General features: G+C 70.0%; 17 protein-coding genes and 2 pseudogenes. 14 read left to right on the forward strand and 5 right to left on the reverse strand.

What is annotated here, in order from left to right; genetic code table 11:
- Positions 1 to 10: 10 nt before the first annotated feature.
- Together Q7W02_13555 and Q7W02_13560 are read left to right on the forward strand one after the other, a co-directional pair.
- Positions 11 to 304 (forward strand): hypothetical protein, encoded by a 294-nt coding sequence (locus tag Q7W02_13555; GenBank protein MDO8477195.1) that lies wholly within the window; start codon positions 11 to 13, stop codon positions 302 to 304.
- Between the two features lie 30 nt (positions 305 to 334).
- Positions 335 to 1,684, forward strand: coding sequence for a hypothetical protein (locus tag Q7W02_13560; GenBank protein ID MDO8477196.1), 1,350 nt, complete (start codon positions 335 to 337; stop codon positions 1,682 to 1,684).
- A gap of 17 nt (positions 1,685 to 1,701) precedes the next feature.
- Here Q7W02_13560 and Q7W02_13565 read toward each other — a convergent pair whose 3' ends face one another.
- The 3 genes from Q7W02_13565 to Q7W02_13575 are packed head-to-tail and all read right to left on the reverse strand — an operon-like array spanning position 1,702 to position 4,218.
- Positions 1,702 to 2,463, reverse strand: a complete 762-nt coding sequence (locus Q7W02_13565) for an aldo/keto reductase (protein ID MDO8477197.1) — start codon at positions 2,461 to 2,463, stop codon at positions 1,702 to 1,704.
- A 10-nt stretch (positions 2,464 to 2,473) separates the two neighbouring features.
- Positions 2,474 to 3,436 (reverse strand): NADPH:quinone reductase, encoded by a 963-nt coding sequence (locus Q7W02_13570; GenBank protein MDO8477198.1) that lies wholly within the window; start codon positions 3,434 to 3,436, stop codon positions 2,474 to 2,476.
- A 14-nt stretch (positions 3,437 to 3,450) separates the two neighbouring features.
- Positions 3,451 to 4,218: an SDR family oxidoreductase gene (locus Q7W02_13575; GenBank protein ID MDO8477199.1), complete on the reverse strand. Its 768-nt coding sequence runs from the start codon at positions 4,216 to 4,218 to the stop codon at positions 3,451 to 3,453.
- A gap of 72 nt (positions 4,219 to 4,290) precedes the next feature.
- Between Q7W02_13575 and Q7W02_13580 the strand changes: the two genes are divergently transcribed.
- Positions 4,291 to 4,800, forward strand: coding sequence for a GNAT family N-acetyltransferase (locus tag Q7W02_13580; GenBank protein ID MDO8477200.1), 510 nt, complete (start codon positions 4,291 to 4,293; stop codon positions 4,798 to 4,800).
- 8 nt (positions 4,801 to 4,808) lie between these two features.
- The gene (locus tag Q7W02_13585) at positions 4,809 to 5,279 is read left to right on the forward strand and encodes a pyridoxamine 5'-phosphate oxidase family protein (GenBank protein MDO8477201.1); all 471 of its coding nucleotides are present in this window, start codon (positions 4,809 to 4,811) and stop codon (positions 5,277 to 5,279) included.
- A gap of 39 nt (positions 5,280 to 5,318) precedes the next feature.
- On the opposite strand, the pseudogene Q7W02_13590 reads toward Q7W02_13585, so the two are convergent.
- A pseudogene (locus tag Q7W02_13590) lies at positions 5,319 to 5,576 on the reverse strand (PilZ domain-containing protein).
- 282 nt (positions 5,577 to 5,858) lie between these two features.
- On the opposite strand from Q7W02_13590, the gene Q7W02_13595 reads away from it, so the two are divergent.
- The 3 genes from Q7W02_13595 to Q7W02_13605 are packed head-to-tail and all read left to right on the forward strand — an operon-like array spanning position 5,859 to position 9,846.
- Positions 5,859 to 7,505 carry a thiamine pyrophosphate-binding protein gene (locus Q7W02_13595; protein ID MDO8477202.1) on the forward strand — a complete coding sequence of 549 codons (1,647 nt, stop codon included), beginning with the start codon at positions 5,859 to 5,861 and terminating at the stop codon, positions 7,503 to 7,505.
- A gap of 14 nt (positions 7,506 to 7,519) precedes the next feature.
- Positions 7,520 to 8,716, forward strand: coding sequence for a CoA transferase (locus tag Q7W02_13600; GenBank protein MDO8477203.1), 1,197 nt, complete (start codon positions 7,520 to 7,522; stop codon positions 8,714 to 8,716).
- 11 nt (positions 8,717 to 8,727) lie between these two features.
- Positions 8,728 to 9,846 (forward strand): amidohydrolase family protein, encoded by a 1,119-nt coding sequence (locus tag Q7W02_13605; GenBank protein MDO8477204.1) that lies wholly within the window; start codon positions 8,728 to 8,730, stop codon positions 9,844 to 9,846.
- Here the strand turns inward: Q7W02_13605 and Q7W02_13610 are convergent.
- Positions 9,843 to 11,576, reverse strand: a complete 1,734-nt coding sequence (locus Q7W02_13610; protein MDO8477205.1) for a thiamine pyrophosphate-binding protein — start codon at positions 11,574 to 11,576, stop codon at positions 9,843 to 9,845. The two genes, Q7W02_13605 and Q7W02_13610, sit on opposite strands and share 4 nt — an antisense overlap.
- A gap of 148 nt (positions 11,577 to 11,724) precedes the next feature.
- Between Q7W02_13610 and Q7W02_13615 the strand changes: the two genes are divergently transcribed.
- The 7 genes and pseudogenes from Q7W02_13615 to Q7W02_13645 all read left to right on the forward strand — a co-directional run bounded on the left by Q7W02_13615 (position 11,725) and on the right by Q7W02_13645 (position 16,076).
- On the forward strand, positions 11,725 to 12,090 hold the full coding sequence (locus tag Q7W02_13615; protein ID MDO8477206.1) for a hypothetical protein: 366 nt from the start codon (positions 11,725 to 11,727) through the stop codon (positions 12,088 to 12,090).
- Between the two features lie 59 nt (positions 12,091 to 12,149).
- On the forward strand, positions 12,150 to 12,428 hold the full coding sequence (locus Q7W02_13620) for a hypothetical protein (GenBank protein ID MDO8477207.1): 279 nt from the start codon (positions 12,150 to 12,152) through the stop codon (positions 12,426 to 12,428).
- 95 nt (positions 12,429 to 12,523) lie between these two features.
- Positions 12,524 to 12,958, forward strand: coding sequence for a DUF2384 domain-containing protein (locus tag Q7W02_13625; GenBank protein ID MDO8477208.1), 435 nt, complete (start codon positions 12,524 to 12,526; stop codon positions 12,956 to 12,958).
- Positions 12,955 to 13,416, forward strand: coding sequence for an RES family NAD+ phosphorylase (locus Q7W02_13630; GenBank protein ID MDO8477209.1), 462 nt, complete (start codon positions 12,955 to 12,957; stop codon positions 13,414 to 13,416). The genes Q7W02_13625 and Q7W02_13630 overlap by 4 nt, the downstream gene beginning before the upstream one ends.
- Before the next feature lie 108 nt (positions 13,417 to 13,524).
- Positions 13,525 to 14,217 (forward strand): annotated as a pseudogene (locus Q7W02_13635) (hypothetical protein).
- Between the two features lie 9 nt (positions 14,218 to 14,226).
- Positions 14,227 to 15,051 (forward strand): SDR family oxidoreductase, encoded by an 825-nt coding sequence (locus Q7W02_13640; protein ID MDO8477210.1) that lies wholly within the window; start codon positions 14,227 to 14,229, stop codon positions 15,049 to 15,051.
- Complete coding sequence (locus Q7W02_13645) at positions 15,048 to 16,076, forward strand: DUF6282 family protein (GenBank protein ID MDO8477211.1); 1,029 nt, start codon at positions 15,048 to 15,050, stop codon at positions 16,074 to 16,076. Before Q7W02_13640 ends, Q7W02_13645 begins: the two co-directional genes overlap by 4 nt.
- Positions 16,077 to 16,083 lie beyond the last annotated feature (7 nt).

A 16,083-nucleotide genomic window follows, 5' to 3' on the forward strand; every position in this document is an offset into this window, starting at 1 on the left:
GAGGATGCACATGGCTCGACTCGACATCGTCAACCCCGTCGCTACCTGCGTCGAGCAGTCGGTCAAGCCGGCTGCTCGTCAGCGCGATCTCTCCAACGCCACCGTGGGGCTGTACTGGAACATGAAGTCAGGCGGCGATGCCGCGCTCGACCGCGCGGAACAGCGCCTCAGCGAGCGCTTCCCGGGAATGCGCTTCCGCCGCTACACGGGCTCAGTCGGGTTCATCATGCGCCACGCCACGGCCGACGATGCCGACCGGATGGCCTCCGAGGTGCAGGCCGTGGTGGGCACCACAGCGGACTGAGGGTCCTGCACGTCGTGGGGTGCCCACGACATGGTGGAGATGGAGCGGCGAGGGATCCCGACCGTGCTCTTCACGGCCAAGACCTTCGTCCACGACGCCGACCGAAGCGCGGCAAGCTTCGGCCTGCCGGGTCTGCCGCTGGCGGTGGTGCCGCTGCCGTTCACCAATCAGCGGCCTGAGGACATCCACCGGATGGTGGACGACGCCTTCGACCAGGTGGTGGCGGGCCTCACCCGTGATGTGGAAACGCCCGAGCGCTCCGAGGCGCCGCCGGCCGAGGAGACCCTCGCCTACGAGGGCACGGACCTGCTCGAGGCGTGGGAACGGATGAACCAGGACTTCCTCAAGCGTGGATGGTCCGACGGCTTCCCCCTGGTGGCGCCGACCAGGGCCGCGCTCGAGGCCATGCTAAAGGGCACACGGCGCGGCGCCGGCGACGTGATCGCCACGCTCGAGCCCGGCTTCGGCCTGGCCACCGTGGAGAAGCTGGCGGCGAACGCGGTCATGGCGGGCTGCCGTCCCGCGCACCTGCCGCTCCTGATCGCCGCCGTGCGCTGTCTCGCCGAGCCCAAGATGTATCTCCGCAACAAGGCCATGTCGACAGGACCCCATGCCCCGCTCGTGCTCGTCAACGGCCCGCGCGGCCGGGAGGCCGGCCTCAACTCGGGGATGTGCGCCCTCGGCCCCGGCGCCCCGTCGGCCTCCAACACGGTCCTCGGGCGCGCGCTGCGCCTCGTCATGATGAACGTGGGGCACACGTACGTGGGCGTCTCCGACATGGACACCATCGGCTCGCCGCTGAAGTACAGCCTCTGCTGCGCCGAGAACGAGGCCCAGAGTCCATGGGAGCCCTACCACGTGGCCGCGCGCGGCCTCGCCCGCGAGGCGACCGCCGTCACCGTCCACTTTGCCTACGGGATGTGCGAGCTCCACGATTTCAGCAGCACCACGCCCGAGGGCCTCACCGAGGTGTTCGCCACCGCGGCCACCAACGTGGCCCAGGTGGGCACCGCGCTCTGGCTCATCGGCCGTCGCGCCGACCCGCGCTACAAGACGGAGGAGAAGGAGCACAACATGCTCTTCATCTGCCCCGAGCACGCCCAGATCTTCGCCCGGGCCGGCTGGGGGCGGCGGCAGATCCAGGAGGCGCTCTATCGGCTGGCGCGCCTGCCCTTCCGCACCGCGATGCTCAACAAGGAAGCCAAGGCCATGGCCGCGGCCCACCCCGAGCTGGGTTTTCTCCACGACCACCCGGATCTGCCGATCCCCGTCGTCGAGACTCCGGACTGCTTCGACATCGCGGTCGTGGGCGGTGCCGCCGGGCGGGGCGCCTACTTCTATGGCGCGGGTGAGCCCGTCACGATGCCCGTCGAGGAGTGATCCGGCCGGCTCGAGGGCTACCTGCTCGACCGCCGGCGCCTCGCCCGCGCGCGACGCCAGATGCCGACATTGGCCTCGAGCTCCGACACGGAGGTCATGCCGACGCAGGTGGCGTGGACGTAGGGAAAGCGGAAAGCGTAGCGCAGGGCCGCGGCCACCTCGGCCTGGCCCGTGACCTGGCCGCTGCCGAGAGCCTTCATGCCGTAGACGCCGCGGCCGCTCCGGTGAAGGCGCTTGACGGCTTCAGCCATCTCCTTCGGGGTGGCGTCCTTCATCCATCTCCCCGTCTGGTTGACGACCACCAGCGCGACGTCCACCGCTCGAAGATCGAGGAGTCGCGTCAGCACCTCGCGGCTGTGGCTCGAGACGCCGACGGCCCGCACCAGGCCTTCGGCCTTCGTCCGGGCGAGGGTCTCGAGGGCGGGCAGCTTGGCCTCGAGCTCCCCGGCCGAGTCCACCGCATGGAGGAGGAAGATGTCGACCGCCTCCACCCGAAGCTCGCGCAGGGCCTTGGTAAGACTGCGGCGCGCGCCCGCGGCCGTGCTCGCGTAGGTCTTGGTGGTGACGACGATCTCGTCTCGGCCCACGTCGCGGAGCGCGCGGGCCACGTGCGGGTGGGTGCCGTAGTCGTCCGAGGTGTCCCAGAAGGTGACGCCGAGCTCGTAGGCCCGCGTCAGCAGGCGGGCGCCCGCCGCGACCGGACCGCTCATGTAGCCGGTCCCGAAGCAGAGAGTGGAAACGGTCAGCCCCGATCGGCCGAGCCGAGTCGTCGCGCCCATGACCGCCACCCTACGGGACCAGCACGATCTTGCCGTGGTGGCCCGACTCCATCACCGCCTCGTGGCTGCGCGCGGCCTGGGCGAGCGGCAGCTCCTGGGCGATGACCGGGTGGAGCGTGCCGTTGCGCAGCCCCTCCACGAGGGCGGCGTGGATGCCGGCAAGCTGGGGCGGGCTGGCGTGGTAGAGCGCCATGCCCAGGATGGCCGCGTCCTTGTTCATGGCCAGGCGGGCGTTGATCTCGACCGTGCCCCGGTTGCCGATGACGACGATGCGCCCGCGCATGGCGATGACGCCGAGGTCCTTCTGGAGATTTGCGTTGGCCAGCATCTCCATGATGATGGCCGGCCCCTGCCCGCCGGTGAGCCACACGCACTCGTCGAGGTAGCCCGGGGCGCCGTGGTCGAGCACGTGGTGGGCGCCCTGCTCGAGCACCATGCGCCGGCCCCGCTCGGTGCCCGCGGTGCCGATCACGGTGAGGCCGCGCGCCCGCGCAAGCTGCACGGCGCCGATGCCCACGCCGCCGCTGGCGCCGTGGACGAGAACGGTCTCGCCCGCCTCGGCGTGCGCGCGATGGAAGAGCGCGTGGTAGGCCGTGGCGTAGGGGACGTTCATCGCCGCCCCCTGCGCGAAGCTGGCGTTGGCGGGCAAGGGATGCACCTGGCCCTGGTCGCAGAGGCAGAGCTCGGCGTAGGCGCCGCTCACCGTACCGCCCACGTAGACGCGATCGCCGGCCTTCACGGCCGTCACCCCGGGGCCGACCGCCTCCACAACCCCCGCCGCATCCGCGCCCGGCGTGTAGGGCAGCTTGGGCCCGCGGTTGTCGGTGTTCGCGCGCAGGTAGGTGTCCACGGGGTTCACGCCGACAGCGTGGTTGCGCACGAGGACCTGGTTCGGCCCCGGCTGGGGCGTCGACACCTCCTCCACCTTCAGGACGGATGGGCCGCCGTACTCGGAGACGCGGATCGCCTTCATGGGCATGACTCCTTTCAAAGCCGCCCGCCTCGCAGGCTGATGAACTCGCCAGTCAGGTAGTCGGGCGCCTCGGCAACCAGGAACCGCACGACACGGGCGACTTCCTCCGGCCTGCCGAAGCGCCCGATGGGGAACTGGGCCATCGCGCGCGCGCGCGCCGCGGCATCGGGGGCGACCGCGTCCAGCATCTCGGTTTCGATGACCGACGGCAGCACCGCGTTGACCGCGATGCCCTCGCGGGCCAGCTCGCGGGCCGCCTTGGCCGTGAGCGCGAGCAATCCCGCCTTGCTGGCCGCGTAGTGCGCGCCGATGGCCCCGCCCGTGTGCGCCGCGCCCGAAGAGATATTCACGATCCGTCCTCCACCGGCCGCCTGGAGCCGCGGAATGGCGGCGCGCATGCAGAAGAACGCGCCGTCCAGGTTCACGGCCAGCGTGCGCCGCCAAGTCTCGTCGTCGATGTCGGTCAGGCGATCGACCCGCCGGCCGATCCCGGCGTTGTTCACCAGGGCGTCGAGGCGGCCGAATCGCTCGTCGATCGCGTCGAACATCCCCGCCACAGCCGCGGCGTCGCTGACGTCCGCCTGCAAGGCGACCGCCGTCCCGCCCCCGGCGGCGATGGCGGCCGTCGTGGCATCGGCGTCCCCCCGCCGAGACGCGAAGTTGACAACGACGGCATACCCGGCCGCGGCCAGGGCTAGGGCGATGCTTCGCCCGATCCCGCGCGAGGCTCCGGTCACCAGCGCTACCTTGGTCATGCCCGTCGAGTATACGTCTTCGCCCATGCCTGCCGGTCTCGGCAGCGCGCTGTCGTTCTTCACTTTCCTGCGAGGCCTGCCCGGAGGATACTTGGTCCCGTGGCCCAGGTGACGATCCGCCAGCTGACAGTCGCCGACCGGAGCGCCGCGGTGGACGTGATCAACACCGCCGCGCGCTGGTACCGGGACTTCCTCCCGCCCGACGAGCTCCACGACCCGGAGATGACGCCCGCCCAGTGGGATGACGAAGCCCGGCGCCTCGCGTGGTACGGCGGATTCCTGGACGGCGTCCTGGTCGCCGTGATGGGGCTCGAGTATGCGCGCGACGCGGCGCTCCTGCGCCACGCCTACATCCTGCCCGAGCACCAGCACCACGGCATCGGCCTCCGCCTGGCCGAGCATCTGGAGCGCGAGGCGGGGCGGGAAGGCGTGGCGCTTGGTGTCCGCCGGATCATCGTGGGGACCTACGCGCGGAACTACAAGGCCCGGGGCGCGCTGGAGAAGGCGGGCTACTCCCTCTCGGCGGACTCCGGGGCGCTCCTGCGCGAGTACTACGCCATCCCGGAAGACCGGCTCCGCGCCTCTGTCACGTACGAGAAACCCACCTAAGGAGAGCCATGTCACGCCGTGCCGAGATCGCCATGTCACCCGAGGAGCTCCACGCCTTTCTCGACCAGGAGCTCACGCTGACCTGCGCCACCATCGGGCCCAATGGCCGGCCGCACCTGATGCCGCTCTGGTACGTCCGCCAGGGCGATGTGATCACCTGCTGGACCTACGGCGCCTCCCAGAAGGTGAAGAACCTGGAGCGGCTGCCCCAAGCAACCGTGCAGGTGGAGGCGGGGAAGAAATACGAAGAGCTGCGCGGCGCCATGCTCGACTGCGACGTGGAGATCGTCCGCGACCGCGAGGCCATCCTCGACATCGGCGTGGCGCTGGCCTACCGCTACGGGCATGCTCCGGCCGGCGCACCTCCCGAGCTGGTCCGGGCGGGCGCCGAGAAGCGCGGGGTCAAGCGCGTGGGCCTGCGCTTCCGTCCCACGCGCATCGTCTCCTGGGATCACCGCAAGCTCGGCGGCGCCCACTGAGCGGGCTGTTCCCGATGCAGCGGGCTGGACAGCGGGGAGTTACTGCGAGGGCTGGAGGTCCGCCGGGGTTGCCTTGACGAAGAAGAAGACCGGCCCGTCGTCGTCGCTTCGCCACACGATCGCTTCGACATCCATGGGGCGCCCTTCGGCCGGCGTGAAGTGGAGCGTCGCGGCGGTGCCCTCTTGCAGGCGCTCGTCGAGCCGAAGCTTGGCGCCGGATGGACCCAGGTTCAGCGTCTCGCCTTGAAGAATGCGGTTGCCCGCTTCGACGGTCACGGGGCAGGAGACCAGGCTCCGTGGGCGTCGACGGAACTCTTGCTATCGTGGTACGGTCACCATGAGAGTTTCCTCCGGGCATCTCTACAGCAAAGGACGTGCCGCTCTCCGGGCGAAAACGGTGTCCTTCGAAGTCAGGTAATTGCCGCGCAGTCGTGCTGGCCTTCTACGGCCCGTGTGGCCCCCGTCGTCATATTCGCAACGATTTTGGGAGAGTCGGGCCAAGCCCGGGCGGAGCGGCCCGCGAGGTGCTACATTCTCTCCCGGCCGCGGATTCCTCTCTAGAACCGGAAAGGACGGACCATGGGAACGATCACGGGCTCGGAAGTACTGGCGCAGTCGCTCCGGTCGCAGGGCACCGACACCCTCTTCTACCTGATGGGCGGGCCCATGCTCGAGACCGAGGCGGCCTGCATCGCGCTCGGCATCCGGGCGATCGACACGCGGCACGAACAGGCGGCGGCGCTCGCGGCGCACGCCTGGACACGGGTGACGCGGAGGCCCGGCGTCTGCATGGGCTGCTCGGGCCCGGGCGCGACTAATTTATTGACGGGCGTCGCCAACGCTTTCACCGACGCCGCGCCGCTCGTGGCGATCGGCGGGTCGAGCCCCCGGGTCTTTCTCGGAATGGAGGCTTTCCAGGAGATCGACCAGGTCGCGGTCTTCCGCCCTGTCACAAAATGGGCGGAGCGGATCTACGACGCCAGGCGCATCCCCGACGTGGTCGCGACGGCGTTCCGACAGGCGACGACGGGGCGCCCCGGCCCGGTCTATCTGGATCTGCCGGGCGACGTGCTGGGCGAAAAGGTGGAGGAAGAGAGCATCGTCTATCCGTCCGCGTGGCGCCCGGCGCCGCGCACGTTGGGCGATCCTGGAGCGATCCGCGAGGCGATCGCGCTCCTCGCGAAGGCCGAGCGCCCGGTGATCATCGCCGGCAGCGGCGTCTGGTGGTCCGACGGGGCGGCCGCGCTCCAGGCTTTCGTCGAGACCGCGGGCATCCCCTTCTACACGACGCCGATCTCGCGCGGGCTGATCCCCGAAGACCACGCGCTGGCGTTTCTCAACGCGCGGAGCAAGGCCTTCACCGAGGCGGATGTGGTGCTCGCGGTGGGCACGCGCTTCAACTGGGTCATCCAGTTCGGGCGCCCGCCGCGCTTCGCCGCCGACCTCAAGGTCATCCACGTGGACGTGAATCCGAGCCAGCTCGGCCACAACCGCGCCGTGGACGTGCCGATCGCGGGCGACGCGCGTGCGGTGCTCGAGCAGCTCCGAGCGGAAGCCGAGGGCAAGATCGACCCGCGCCGCTATGCGGCCTGGACGGGCAAGCTCCGGACGCTCGACGCCGAAAAGTCGGCGGAGATGGACAAGGCCATGTCCGCGGACACGGCGCCCATCCATCCGCTCCGCCTCTGCAAGGAGGTGCGCGACTTCCTCCGGCGCGACGCGATCCTCATCGTGGACGGCCAGGAGATCCTCAACTACGGCCGGCAGGCGATCCCGACCTTCGTGCCCGGCCACCGGCTCAACTCGGGTGCGTTCGGGTGCATGGGTGTCGGCCTGCCCTTCGCAGTCGGCGCGAAGGTGGCCAAGCCGGACGCCCAGGTGGTCGTCCTCCACGGCGACGGCTCGTATGGCATCAACGCGATGGAGATCGACACGGCGGTCCGCCACAAGATCCCCATCGTGGTCGTCATCAGCAACAACGGCGGGTGGACGGCCAACACGCCGTGGACGCGCCCGCTGCCCAAGCCGGGGCGGAATCTCGGCCACACCCGCTACGACAAGATCGCGCAGGACCTGGGCGCCCACGGCGAGTTCGTGGAGAAGCCGCACGAGATCCGGCCGGCGCTCGAGCGCGCGTGGGCCTCGGGCAAGCCGGCCGTCGTCAACGTCGTCACCGACGACCAGGCGCGGGCGCAGACGGTGCGCTTCTCCGCGTACACGACGTAAGGAGATCCGGCGCGATGGCGAAAGCCCTCGACGGGATCCGCGTTCTCGACCTGACCCAGTACGAGGCGGGACCGAGCTGCACCCAGATGCTCGCGTGGCTCGGGGCCGACGTCATCAAGATCGAGGCGCCGGCGGGCGAGCCGGGCCGCACCGCGCTCTCCGACAAGCGCGGTGAGGACGCGTGGTTCTTCCTCCTGCTGAACTCCTGCAAGAAGGGCGTGACGCTCAACCTCAAGGCGCCGCGCGGCTGCGCGATGTTCAAGGAGATGGTGAAGCGCGCGGACGTCGTCGTGGAAAACCTGGGCCCGGGCGCCATGGACCGGCTCGGCCTGGGCTACGACGCCCTCCGCAAGCTCAACCCGCGCGTCATTGCAGCCTCGGTGAAGGGCTTCGGCAGCGGCGGGCCGTACTCGGAGTACAAGAGCTTCGAGTGGATCGCGCAAGCAATGGCGGGCGCCATGAGCATGACGGGCTCGCCCGATGGGCCCCCCACGAAGGCGATCGGCGGCCTGGCCGACACGGGCGCCGGCCTGCACACGGTGATCGGCATCCTGGCGGCGATCATCCAGCGGCAGGCGACAGGCGTGGGGCAGCAGATCGAAGTCGCCCAGCAGGATTCGGTGGTGAACCTCCTGCGCATCCACCTGCGCGACAGCTACGCGACGGGCAAACCGGTGCCGCGGCAGGGCAATAGCTCGCTGAACGCGGCCCCCTCGAACCTCTACCGCTGCCACCCCTTCGGACCGAACGACTACGTCTTCATCCACGTCGCCACCGTGGAGATGTGGAAAACGCTGACCACGATCCTCGGCCGCCCCGAGCTGGGCGACGATCCGCGCTACGCCGACCGGCGCGACCGCGTCCAGTTCATCGACGAGATCGACCCGATGATCGAGGCGTGGACGGAGAAGCGCACGAAGCACGAGGTGCTGGAGATCCTCGCTCCCCGGGGCGTCCCGTGCGGGGCCGTCCTCGACTCGACCGAGATCCTGGCGGACCCGCACCTGCGCCAGCGCGGCATGATCGTCGAGCTGGAGCACCCGAGCCGCGGCGCCTACCCGATGCCCGCGAACCCGGTGCGCCTGTCCGACTCGCCCACCGACGTGACGCGCGCGCCGCTCCTCGGCGAGCACAACACGGAGATCTACGGCGAGCTGCTCGGCTACGGCAGCGCGGAGCTCGACGCCCTCCGCCGCGACGGCGTCATCTAAGGAGGCTCTCCATGGCACGCGCGTACAACGTGATCGACGCCGATGGACACGTGCTCGAGCCGCTGGACATCTGGGACAAGTACATCGACCCGGCGTACCGCGGCTTAGCACCTCGGCTCATCGCGGACACCGACGGCAAGGAGCGCCTGCTCATCGAGGGCCAGGTGCTGGGCAGCACGAAGGGCTTCGGCGTCGTCGGGGCCATCGGCTCCCGCGACGGCGTCGCCGGCGACGAATCCACCATGAAATACACGGACGGCCGCAAGGGCGGCTTCGACCCCCACGCGCGGATCCCGGACATGGATCTCGACGGCATCGACGCGGCTTTCCTGTATCCGAGCGTCGGCCTCTTCGCCGGCGCGATCCAGGACCCCGGGCTCGCCGCGGCCGTGTGCCGGGCGTACAACCGCTGGCTCGCCGATTACTGCCGCCCCTACCCCGACCGCCTCTTCGGCGTGGCCATGCTGCCCATGCAGTCGATTGACCTGGCCATCGCGGAGATGCGCAACGCGCGGAAGGAGCTCGGCATGCGGGCCGCCTTCGTCCGCCCCAATCCGTACAACGGCCGCATGCTGCACCATCCGGACTACGAGCGCTTCTGGAACGCGGTCGAGGAGCTCGACATCGCGATCGGCCTGCACGAGGGCGCCAGCGGCGGGATGCCGCAGGTGGGCGTCGACCGCTTCGAGACGCGCGGGGCCCGGCACATCATCTCGCACACGCTGGAGATGATGCTGGCCGCGATGAGCGTGATCTGGGAGGGTGTCTGCGACCGTCACCCGAAGGTGCGCATCGCCTTTCTGGAATCAGGCGGCGGGTGGATCGCGCCCTGGCTCGACCGCATGGATCGCCACTTCGACGACAAGGGCTTCAACGACTCAGGATTGTCCATGCGCCCGACCGAGCTGTTCCGGCGCAACTGCTGGATCTCGTTCGAGCCGGTCGAGGGCAGTCTCTCCGTCCTCGCGGACTACATCGGCCCGCACAAGATCCTGTGGGCGACCGACTACCCGCATCCCGACGGCTTCTTCCCCGGCGCCCCGAAGCTGATCGCCGACCGGCCGGAGCTGTCTGCGGAGACGAAGCGCCAGATTCTCGCGGGCGGCGCGAAGGGGTTCTACAGGCTCTAGAGCTGCCAGTCCTGATACCAGGTCGAGTCGGCGCCGATGCCCTCGCGCGCCACCGACACTTCGACCAAGTACGGCCGGTTCTCGCGGGTAACCCGGTCCAAGCCTCGCCGCAGCGCCGGCTCCAGCTCCTTTGGGCTCGTGACAGCCTCGCCGTCCACGCCCTGGGAGCGGGCCAGCCCGACGTAGTCGGTCGCGGGCGCGCTCAGATAGAGCCCCGGATACTTGCCTTCCAGGATCATCTTGCTGTCCGGCATGTCCTTCGCCCAGTTGTGCCGCACGATCTGGTAGCTCTCGTTGTTCGAGACGATGGTCAGCACGGCGGTGTTGTAGCGGGCCATCGTCCAGAAGCCGGCGGCGCTGTACGTGAGCGCGCCATCGCCTAGGTGAAGCACGACGGGCCGCTCGCGCCCGACGGCGAGCTTGGCGCCGATGGCGGCGCCCACGCCGAAGCCGAGTGAGCCGCCCCCGCTGCGTGTCCAGGCCATCGCGTCGTGCCCGAAGGACATGAGCGTCGTCCGTGCGGTCGAGCTCTCCTGGACCATGACGGTATTGCGCGGCAAAAGGTTTGCGAGCTGCGCTTCGAGCAGGCTCGGATGCACCGTCGTGTCGTGCTCGTGCTCACGCACCAGGTCTTCCTCACGCTGGATCAGCCGCTTGGCGTAGGCGCGCACCTGCACCCGCTCGCGCTTCCAGGCCGCCGCCCGATCGGCGGGATAGAGGCGCGTCAGCGCCGCCGTGAGGCTCGACAACGTCTCTCGCAGCTCGCACTGGGCCGCGACGTCGAGCGGATAGTGGCGGCCCATCAGCACCGGGTTCGGCCCGATCTGCATCACGTTGGGTTCCGTGACGGGGCCGTGCACGCCCTGGCAGCCGACCAGGAAAATCAGGTCCGGCTCGAGCCCCGTGGTCTTTTTAAACTCCGCCGACACCGGGTACATGCCGCAGTAGAGCGGATGGCGCGAGGGGAAGTTGACGAAGATCTGCCGGCTGCTGAACACGGGGGTTTCGAGCGCCTCGGCCAGGCGCACGGCTTCGGCCCCAGCGCCCTCGCGCCAGACGTCGTCGCCGAACATCAGCACCGGGCAGCGCGCCGCGCCGAGCCGCCGGGCGATCGCCTCGATCGTCTGCGGACGCGCCGGCCCCGGCCGGTCGATCTGGTACTGCGCGGCTTCCCCGATCTGGGCTTCCAGCCCATCGCGATTCAGGAGCTCCGCGCTGATGGAGAGGTACACCGGGCCCGTCGGCGGCGTCGTGGCTTCGCGCAGGGCGCGCGCGGTGGCGACCGTGATGGCCGCCGGGTTCGCGTGCACCTGGTACGCGCAGCGCGCCTCCTTGGTCAGTGGGCGCATCGACTCGGCCTGGCTCAAGCCAGGAAACGGCGCCAGCCCGCGATAGTCCTGGAGCTCGGACGCCCAGTCCCCGGCGATGACCAGCAACGACGAGCCGGCGACCTGCGCGTTGAAGAGCTGACCGGCCAGCTGGTACGATCCGCCCATCACGTGGGCGATGATGACGCCGACCTTCCCGCTGAAGCGGTGGTAGCCGTCCGCCATCGCCGCCACCAGCCCCTCGTGCTTGCCGACCACCAGCCGCTGGGCGCCGTCTTCGGCGAGCGCGGCGAAGATGCCGGTCTCCGCGGAGCCGGGGTTCGTGAAGAGGTACTCGACCCCCGCGTCCTTCAGGGTCTGGAGCAGCAGCATGCCGCCGGTGCCGGTGATCGTCTTCCGCATGGTCGCCCTCACGCTCGAGTAGGGTTCACGGTCGCATGCCCCAAGGAGACGCCACCATAGTCGATCTTCGCGGGGGGCGCAAACCGGCCGGCGGCCTTGTAATCCGCAGAGCCGTGCCGATGAGGTATCCTCTGCGCCGGGGGGTGCCATGGCAAAGATCTGGCGCGTGTACAGCGGGGCCGACGGACAGTCGCACATCGCCGAAGAGACGCTGCCGATGAAGCCCTTCCTCGACACCGAAGGCGCTCACGGGGAAACAACTCCGACGCAGCCCACGGCGGGCATCGCGTTCCGCCTCGCGCCGCCGGGGTACGTGCTCGACTGGCATTGCGCGCCGCGCCGGCAGTACTCGATCTCGCTGTCGGGGGCCGCCGAGATCGAGGTGGGCGACGGCACGGTAGCGCGGATCGGCCCTGGCGACGTCGTCCTGGCCGAAGACCTGACCGGCCAGGGGCACATCACCCGCGTGATTGGCGCAGAGCCGCGCTTCTACGCTATCGTGCCCCTCGGATGACGATGCTAGAATGACGACCCCATGACGGAATACGAGCTCGTCGTCCTCGGCAGAAGAACATGATCACCGTTCCGGGCATTTCCGCGGGCAATGCGGACGTCGCCCGCAGCCTGCTTGCCACCACCGCCGACGCTGCCGTGTCCACCGGCGCGCGCGCGGCCGCCTCGGGCGCCAAGCGGACCGGCGACGTCGAAGCCTGGACCTTTCAGCGGGTCGAGGACGTCGAGTCGCTCCTCGCGCTGCTCGAAGATCTCCGGAAACACGGGACGCTCGGCCAAGACGCGATCCACGCGGTCGATCGCCTCATCGCGACACTGACGGCCGCGTGTAGAGCCTAGGGGAGCAGATCGGCTGCGGAGACGCGTGCCGAAGCGCCGCCCTTGACGCTCATGCCATATGGCAGTATCATCACTGCCAGATTGCAGGAGGCGTTATGGTCACAGCCACGACGATCGCGGAGACGCTCGGGGGAAGGAGTGTCCTGAAGGAGCGGCTGGCCGACTACACCGCCGTCATCCATCGGGCGCGCTCCGGCCTTCCATTCGCCTCACTCGCCGCCGTCGGCACGCGGTACGACATTCCCCTGCTCACGCTGGCGCGGGTGGTCGGCCTGCCTGCCCGCACCTTGGCCCGGCGGAAGAAGGAGCGGCGCCTCCGAGCGGACGAGTCGGACCGGCTGCTGCGTCTGGCACGCGTGGCGGCCGTCGCCGAGGATGTGTTGGGAGCGCAAGACAAGGCCGGGCGATGGCTCCAGAAGCCGAACCGCGCGCTGGGCGGCATCGCCCCACTCGATCTGCTGGACACCGATCTCGGCGCCGAGGAAGTCGTGACCGTCCTGGGCCGGATCGAGCACGGCGTGTACAGCTGATCCGGGTCTGGCGTCTCGCCCAGCCCCGCACCGCGGCCTTTGACGGCGAGGGAGCCAGAATGTACGGCGGCAGGTGGAACCATCGTGGAACTCCTGTCGTGTACACGTCCTCCACGCTTTCGCTTGCGGTCCTGGAGCTGCTGGTGCACCTGGACGACGACGACCTCGCGAAAGACTGCGTCGGCATCCCGGCGGACATTCCGGACCCGGAGGAGATCACCCTCATCCGAACCTCGGGTCTCCCACGGGAGTGGCGAAACCTTCCGCGGCCGCAGGCTCTCGCCGATCTGGGTAGCCGCTGGGCCGCGGCGCGTAAGACCGCAGTGCTGGCAGTGCCATCCGCGATCGTTCCCCACGAGTTGAACTATCTGCTGAACCCGCTGCATCCACACTTCAAACGCATCCGCATCGGCCAGCCGGAGCCGTTCTCCTTCGATCCGCGGCTCTGGAAGCCGTGATACCATCCGGCTCGTTCCGCGAATGGCCGGCTCGTTCCGCGAATGGGAGGGCCCATGGATACTCCGCGCGTCTACTACCGGCAGGGCTGAAGCTCCTGCGCCAAGACGAAAGAGTTGCTTTCGTCATGGGGAGTGACGTTCGAGGGGTTCGACGTCGAAGCCGAGCCCGAGCGGCGGCGTGACCTCGAGCCGTTCGGCGTCGCCCGCGTGCCGGCGACGATCGTCGGCGACCGCGTGGTCCACGGCTGGAACCCGAAGGCGCTCGCCGAGCTGGTGGGGGCGCGCTACGCGGAGTGCCTACAGCTGGCGCCGGCCGAGCTGGCGCGGCGGCTCGACACCGTGCTGGCGGCGACCCAGCGCGCGATCCGCCAGGTCCCGCGCGAGCACCTCGGCATGAAGGCGCCGGGGCGCGACCGGTCGGTGCGCCAGCTGGGCTTCCACGTCTTCCGCCTGAGCGCGGCCTTCGTCGATACGCGCGAGGAGGGGCACCTGTCCGAGCACGTGTTCGACGAACAGGCGCCGGCAGAGATGGTGGACGGCGACGCCGTCGCCCGCTACGGCGAGACGGTGCGGCGGCGGCTCGCCGCGTACTGCGCGCGGCCGGGCTGGTGCGACGGCAGCGTCAGCACGTACTACGGCCCGCAGTCGGCCCACGATTTCATGGAGCGCACGACGTGGCACGCCGCCCAGCACCTGCGCCAGATCTACTGGTTCCTGGACCGAATGGGCGGGCGGGCCGACGGGCCGCTGCCCGACGCCGACCTCGACGGGCTGCCGATTCCAATCGACGTCTGGTCTTAGGACGGACAGATGGCCATCCCTGAATACGATCTGACCGGCAAGGTGGCGTTCGTGACGGGCGCGGGCCGCGGCATCGGCAAGGGCATCGCCCAGGCCCTCGCCGAGGCCGGCGCGGACGTCATCATTAACAGCCTGACCGACAAGCACGTGACGAGCCTCGCGGCCGACATCGCCAAGGCGACGGGCCGGCGCGTGGTGCCCCTCGTCGCGGACGTGACCAAGTCGGACGAGGTGGAGCGCGCGATGAGCCGCATCCTCAAGGAGTTCGGCGCCCTCGACGTGCTCGTCAACAACCTCGGCGACTCCATCCGGAAGCCGCTGGTGCCCCTGCCGGGCCCCCTATCGGATCAAGCAGCGAAGGCGCCCGGTCCGCTGACCCCCGGCCCGCTGACCGATGACGAATACCGCCTCATCCTCGATCTCAACCTGACTGAGGCCGTGCTCTGCAGTCGGGCCGCGGGCCCGCACATGCTGGCCAGGCGCTCCGGCAAGATCATCAACATCGGCTCGTTCGCCTCCGCCCGCGGCGGCGTCAACCTGACGATCTATGCCGCCGCGAAGACGGCGCTCGTCGGGTTCACCCGGGCGCTGGCGCTCGAGTGGGCGCCCTACGGCGTCCAGGTGAATTCGATCGCGCCCGGGCTCTTCCCCGACGCGGTGACCGCAGGCGAGGCGGGCTACGCCGAGGCGGTCCGCCGCGCCCAGCAGACCGTGCCGCTCCAGCGAGAGGGACGGCTCCGCGAGGTCGGCCTCCTCGCCGTCTACCTGGCTTCGGCGGCGGCCGACTACATGACCGGCCAGACACTCTACCTGGACGGGGGGCTGACGCTGTGAGCGCGGCGTGCGCGGTCATGTGCGGCTGCGTCGCGGCCGCGGCTCCACGCGGGCATGGACGCCCGACGGCGCCCGCCGCGCGTGGACGGCGCGCCGAAGGCCCGGCGCGCGAGCCCGCCGCGAACACGGGAGTCCGCGGGTACTCTCCCCCTCCACCGCCCGTGAGCCCCATCCGCGGCCTGATCGACTTTCACACGCACGCGGCGCCCGACGTCTTCGGCCGCTCCGTGGACGATGACGAGCTGGCCGCGCTGGCCGCCGCGCGGCAAATGGAAGCGGTGGTGTTCAAGAGCCACGTCACCCTCACCGCCGATCGCGCGTGGCTCGCGCGCAAGCACGTGCCCGGAGTGAAGATCTTCGGCGGCGTCACGCTGAACGGCGCCGTCGGCGGGCTCAACCCGCAGGCCGTGGAGTGGATGTGGCGGATGCAGGGCGGCTACGGCCGCGTCGTGTGGTTCCCGACCTTCGACGCCGACAACCACGTGCGCCGCGCGGGCACGGCGCCGGCGGGCATCAGCATAGTGAACGAGCGCGGCGCGGTGCTGCCGGCGGCGCGAGAGGTGCTGAAGGTCTGCGCCGCCCAGCGGCTCGTGGTCCACACGGGGCACGCCTCGGCCGAGCAGGCGCTGGCGTTGATCGCGGCCGCGCGCGAGGAGGGGTGCGACCGCATCGTCGTCACCCATGCGCAGTTCGACGTCGTCGGGATGACGCCCGCGCACATGAAGAAGGCGGCGGCCATGGGGGCGAAGATGGAGCTGTGCGCGCTGGGCATCCTGGTGGGGCCGGAGAGCGTGCTCGAGTTCATGCGCCACTCGCCGCGCGTGCCGCTCGCGGTGACCGCGGCGTGCATCAAGAGCGTGGGCGCAGAGCACTTCGTGCTCGGCACGGACCTCGGCCAGGCGGGTAACCCGACGCCCGCGGATGGTCTCCAGATGTTCGTGGCGGGGCTTCAGGCCGAGGGTATCAGCCGGGAGCAGATCCAGAGGATGGGGCGCGAGGTGCCGGGCGCGCTCCTGATGGGCTAGCGGCGGC

This window comes from Candidatus Rokuibacteriota bacterium (assembly GCA_030647435.1).
Taxonomy (GTDB): Bacteria; Methylomirabilota; Methylomirabilia; order Rokubacteriales; family CSP1-6; genus AR37.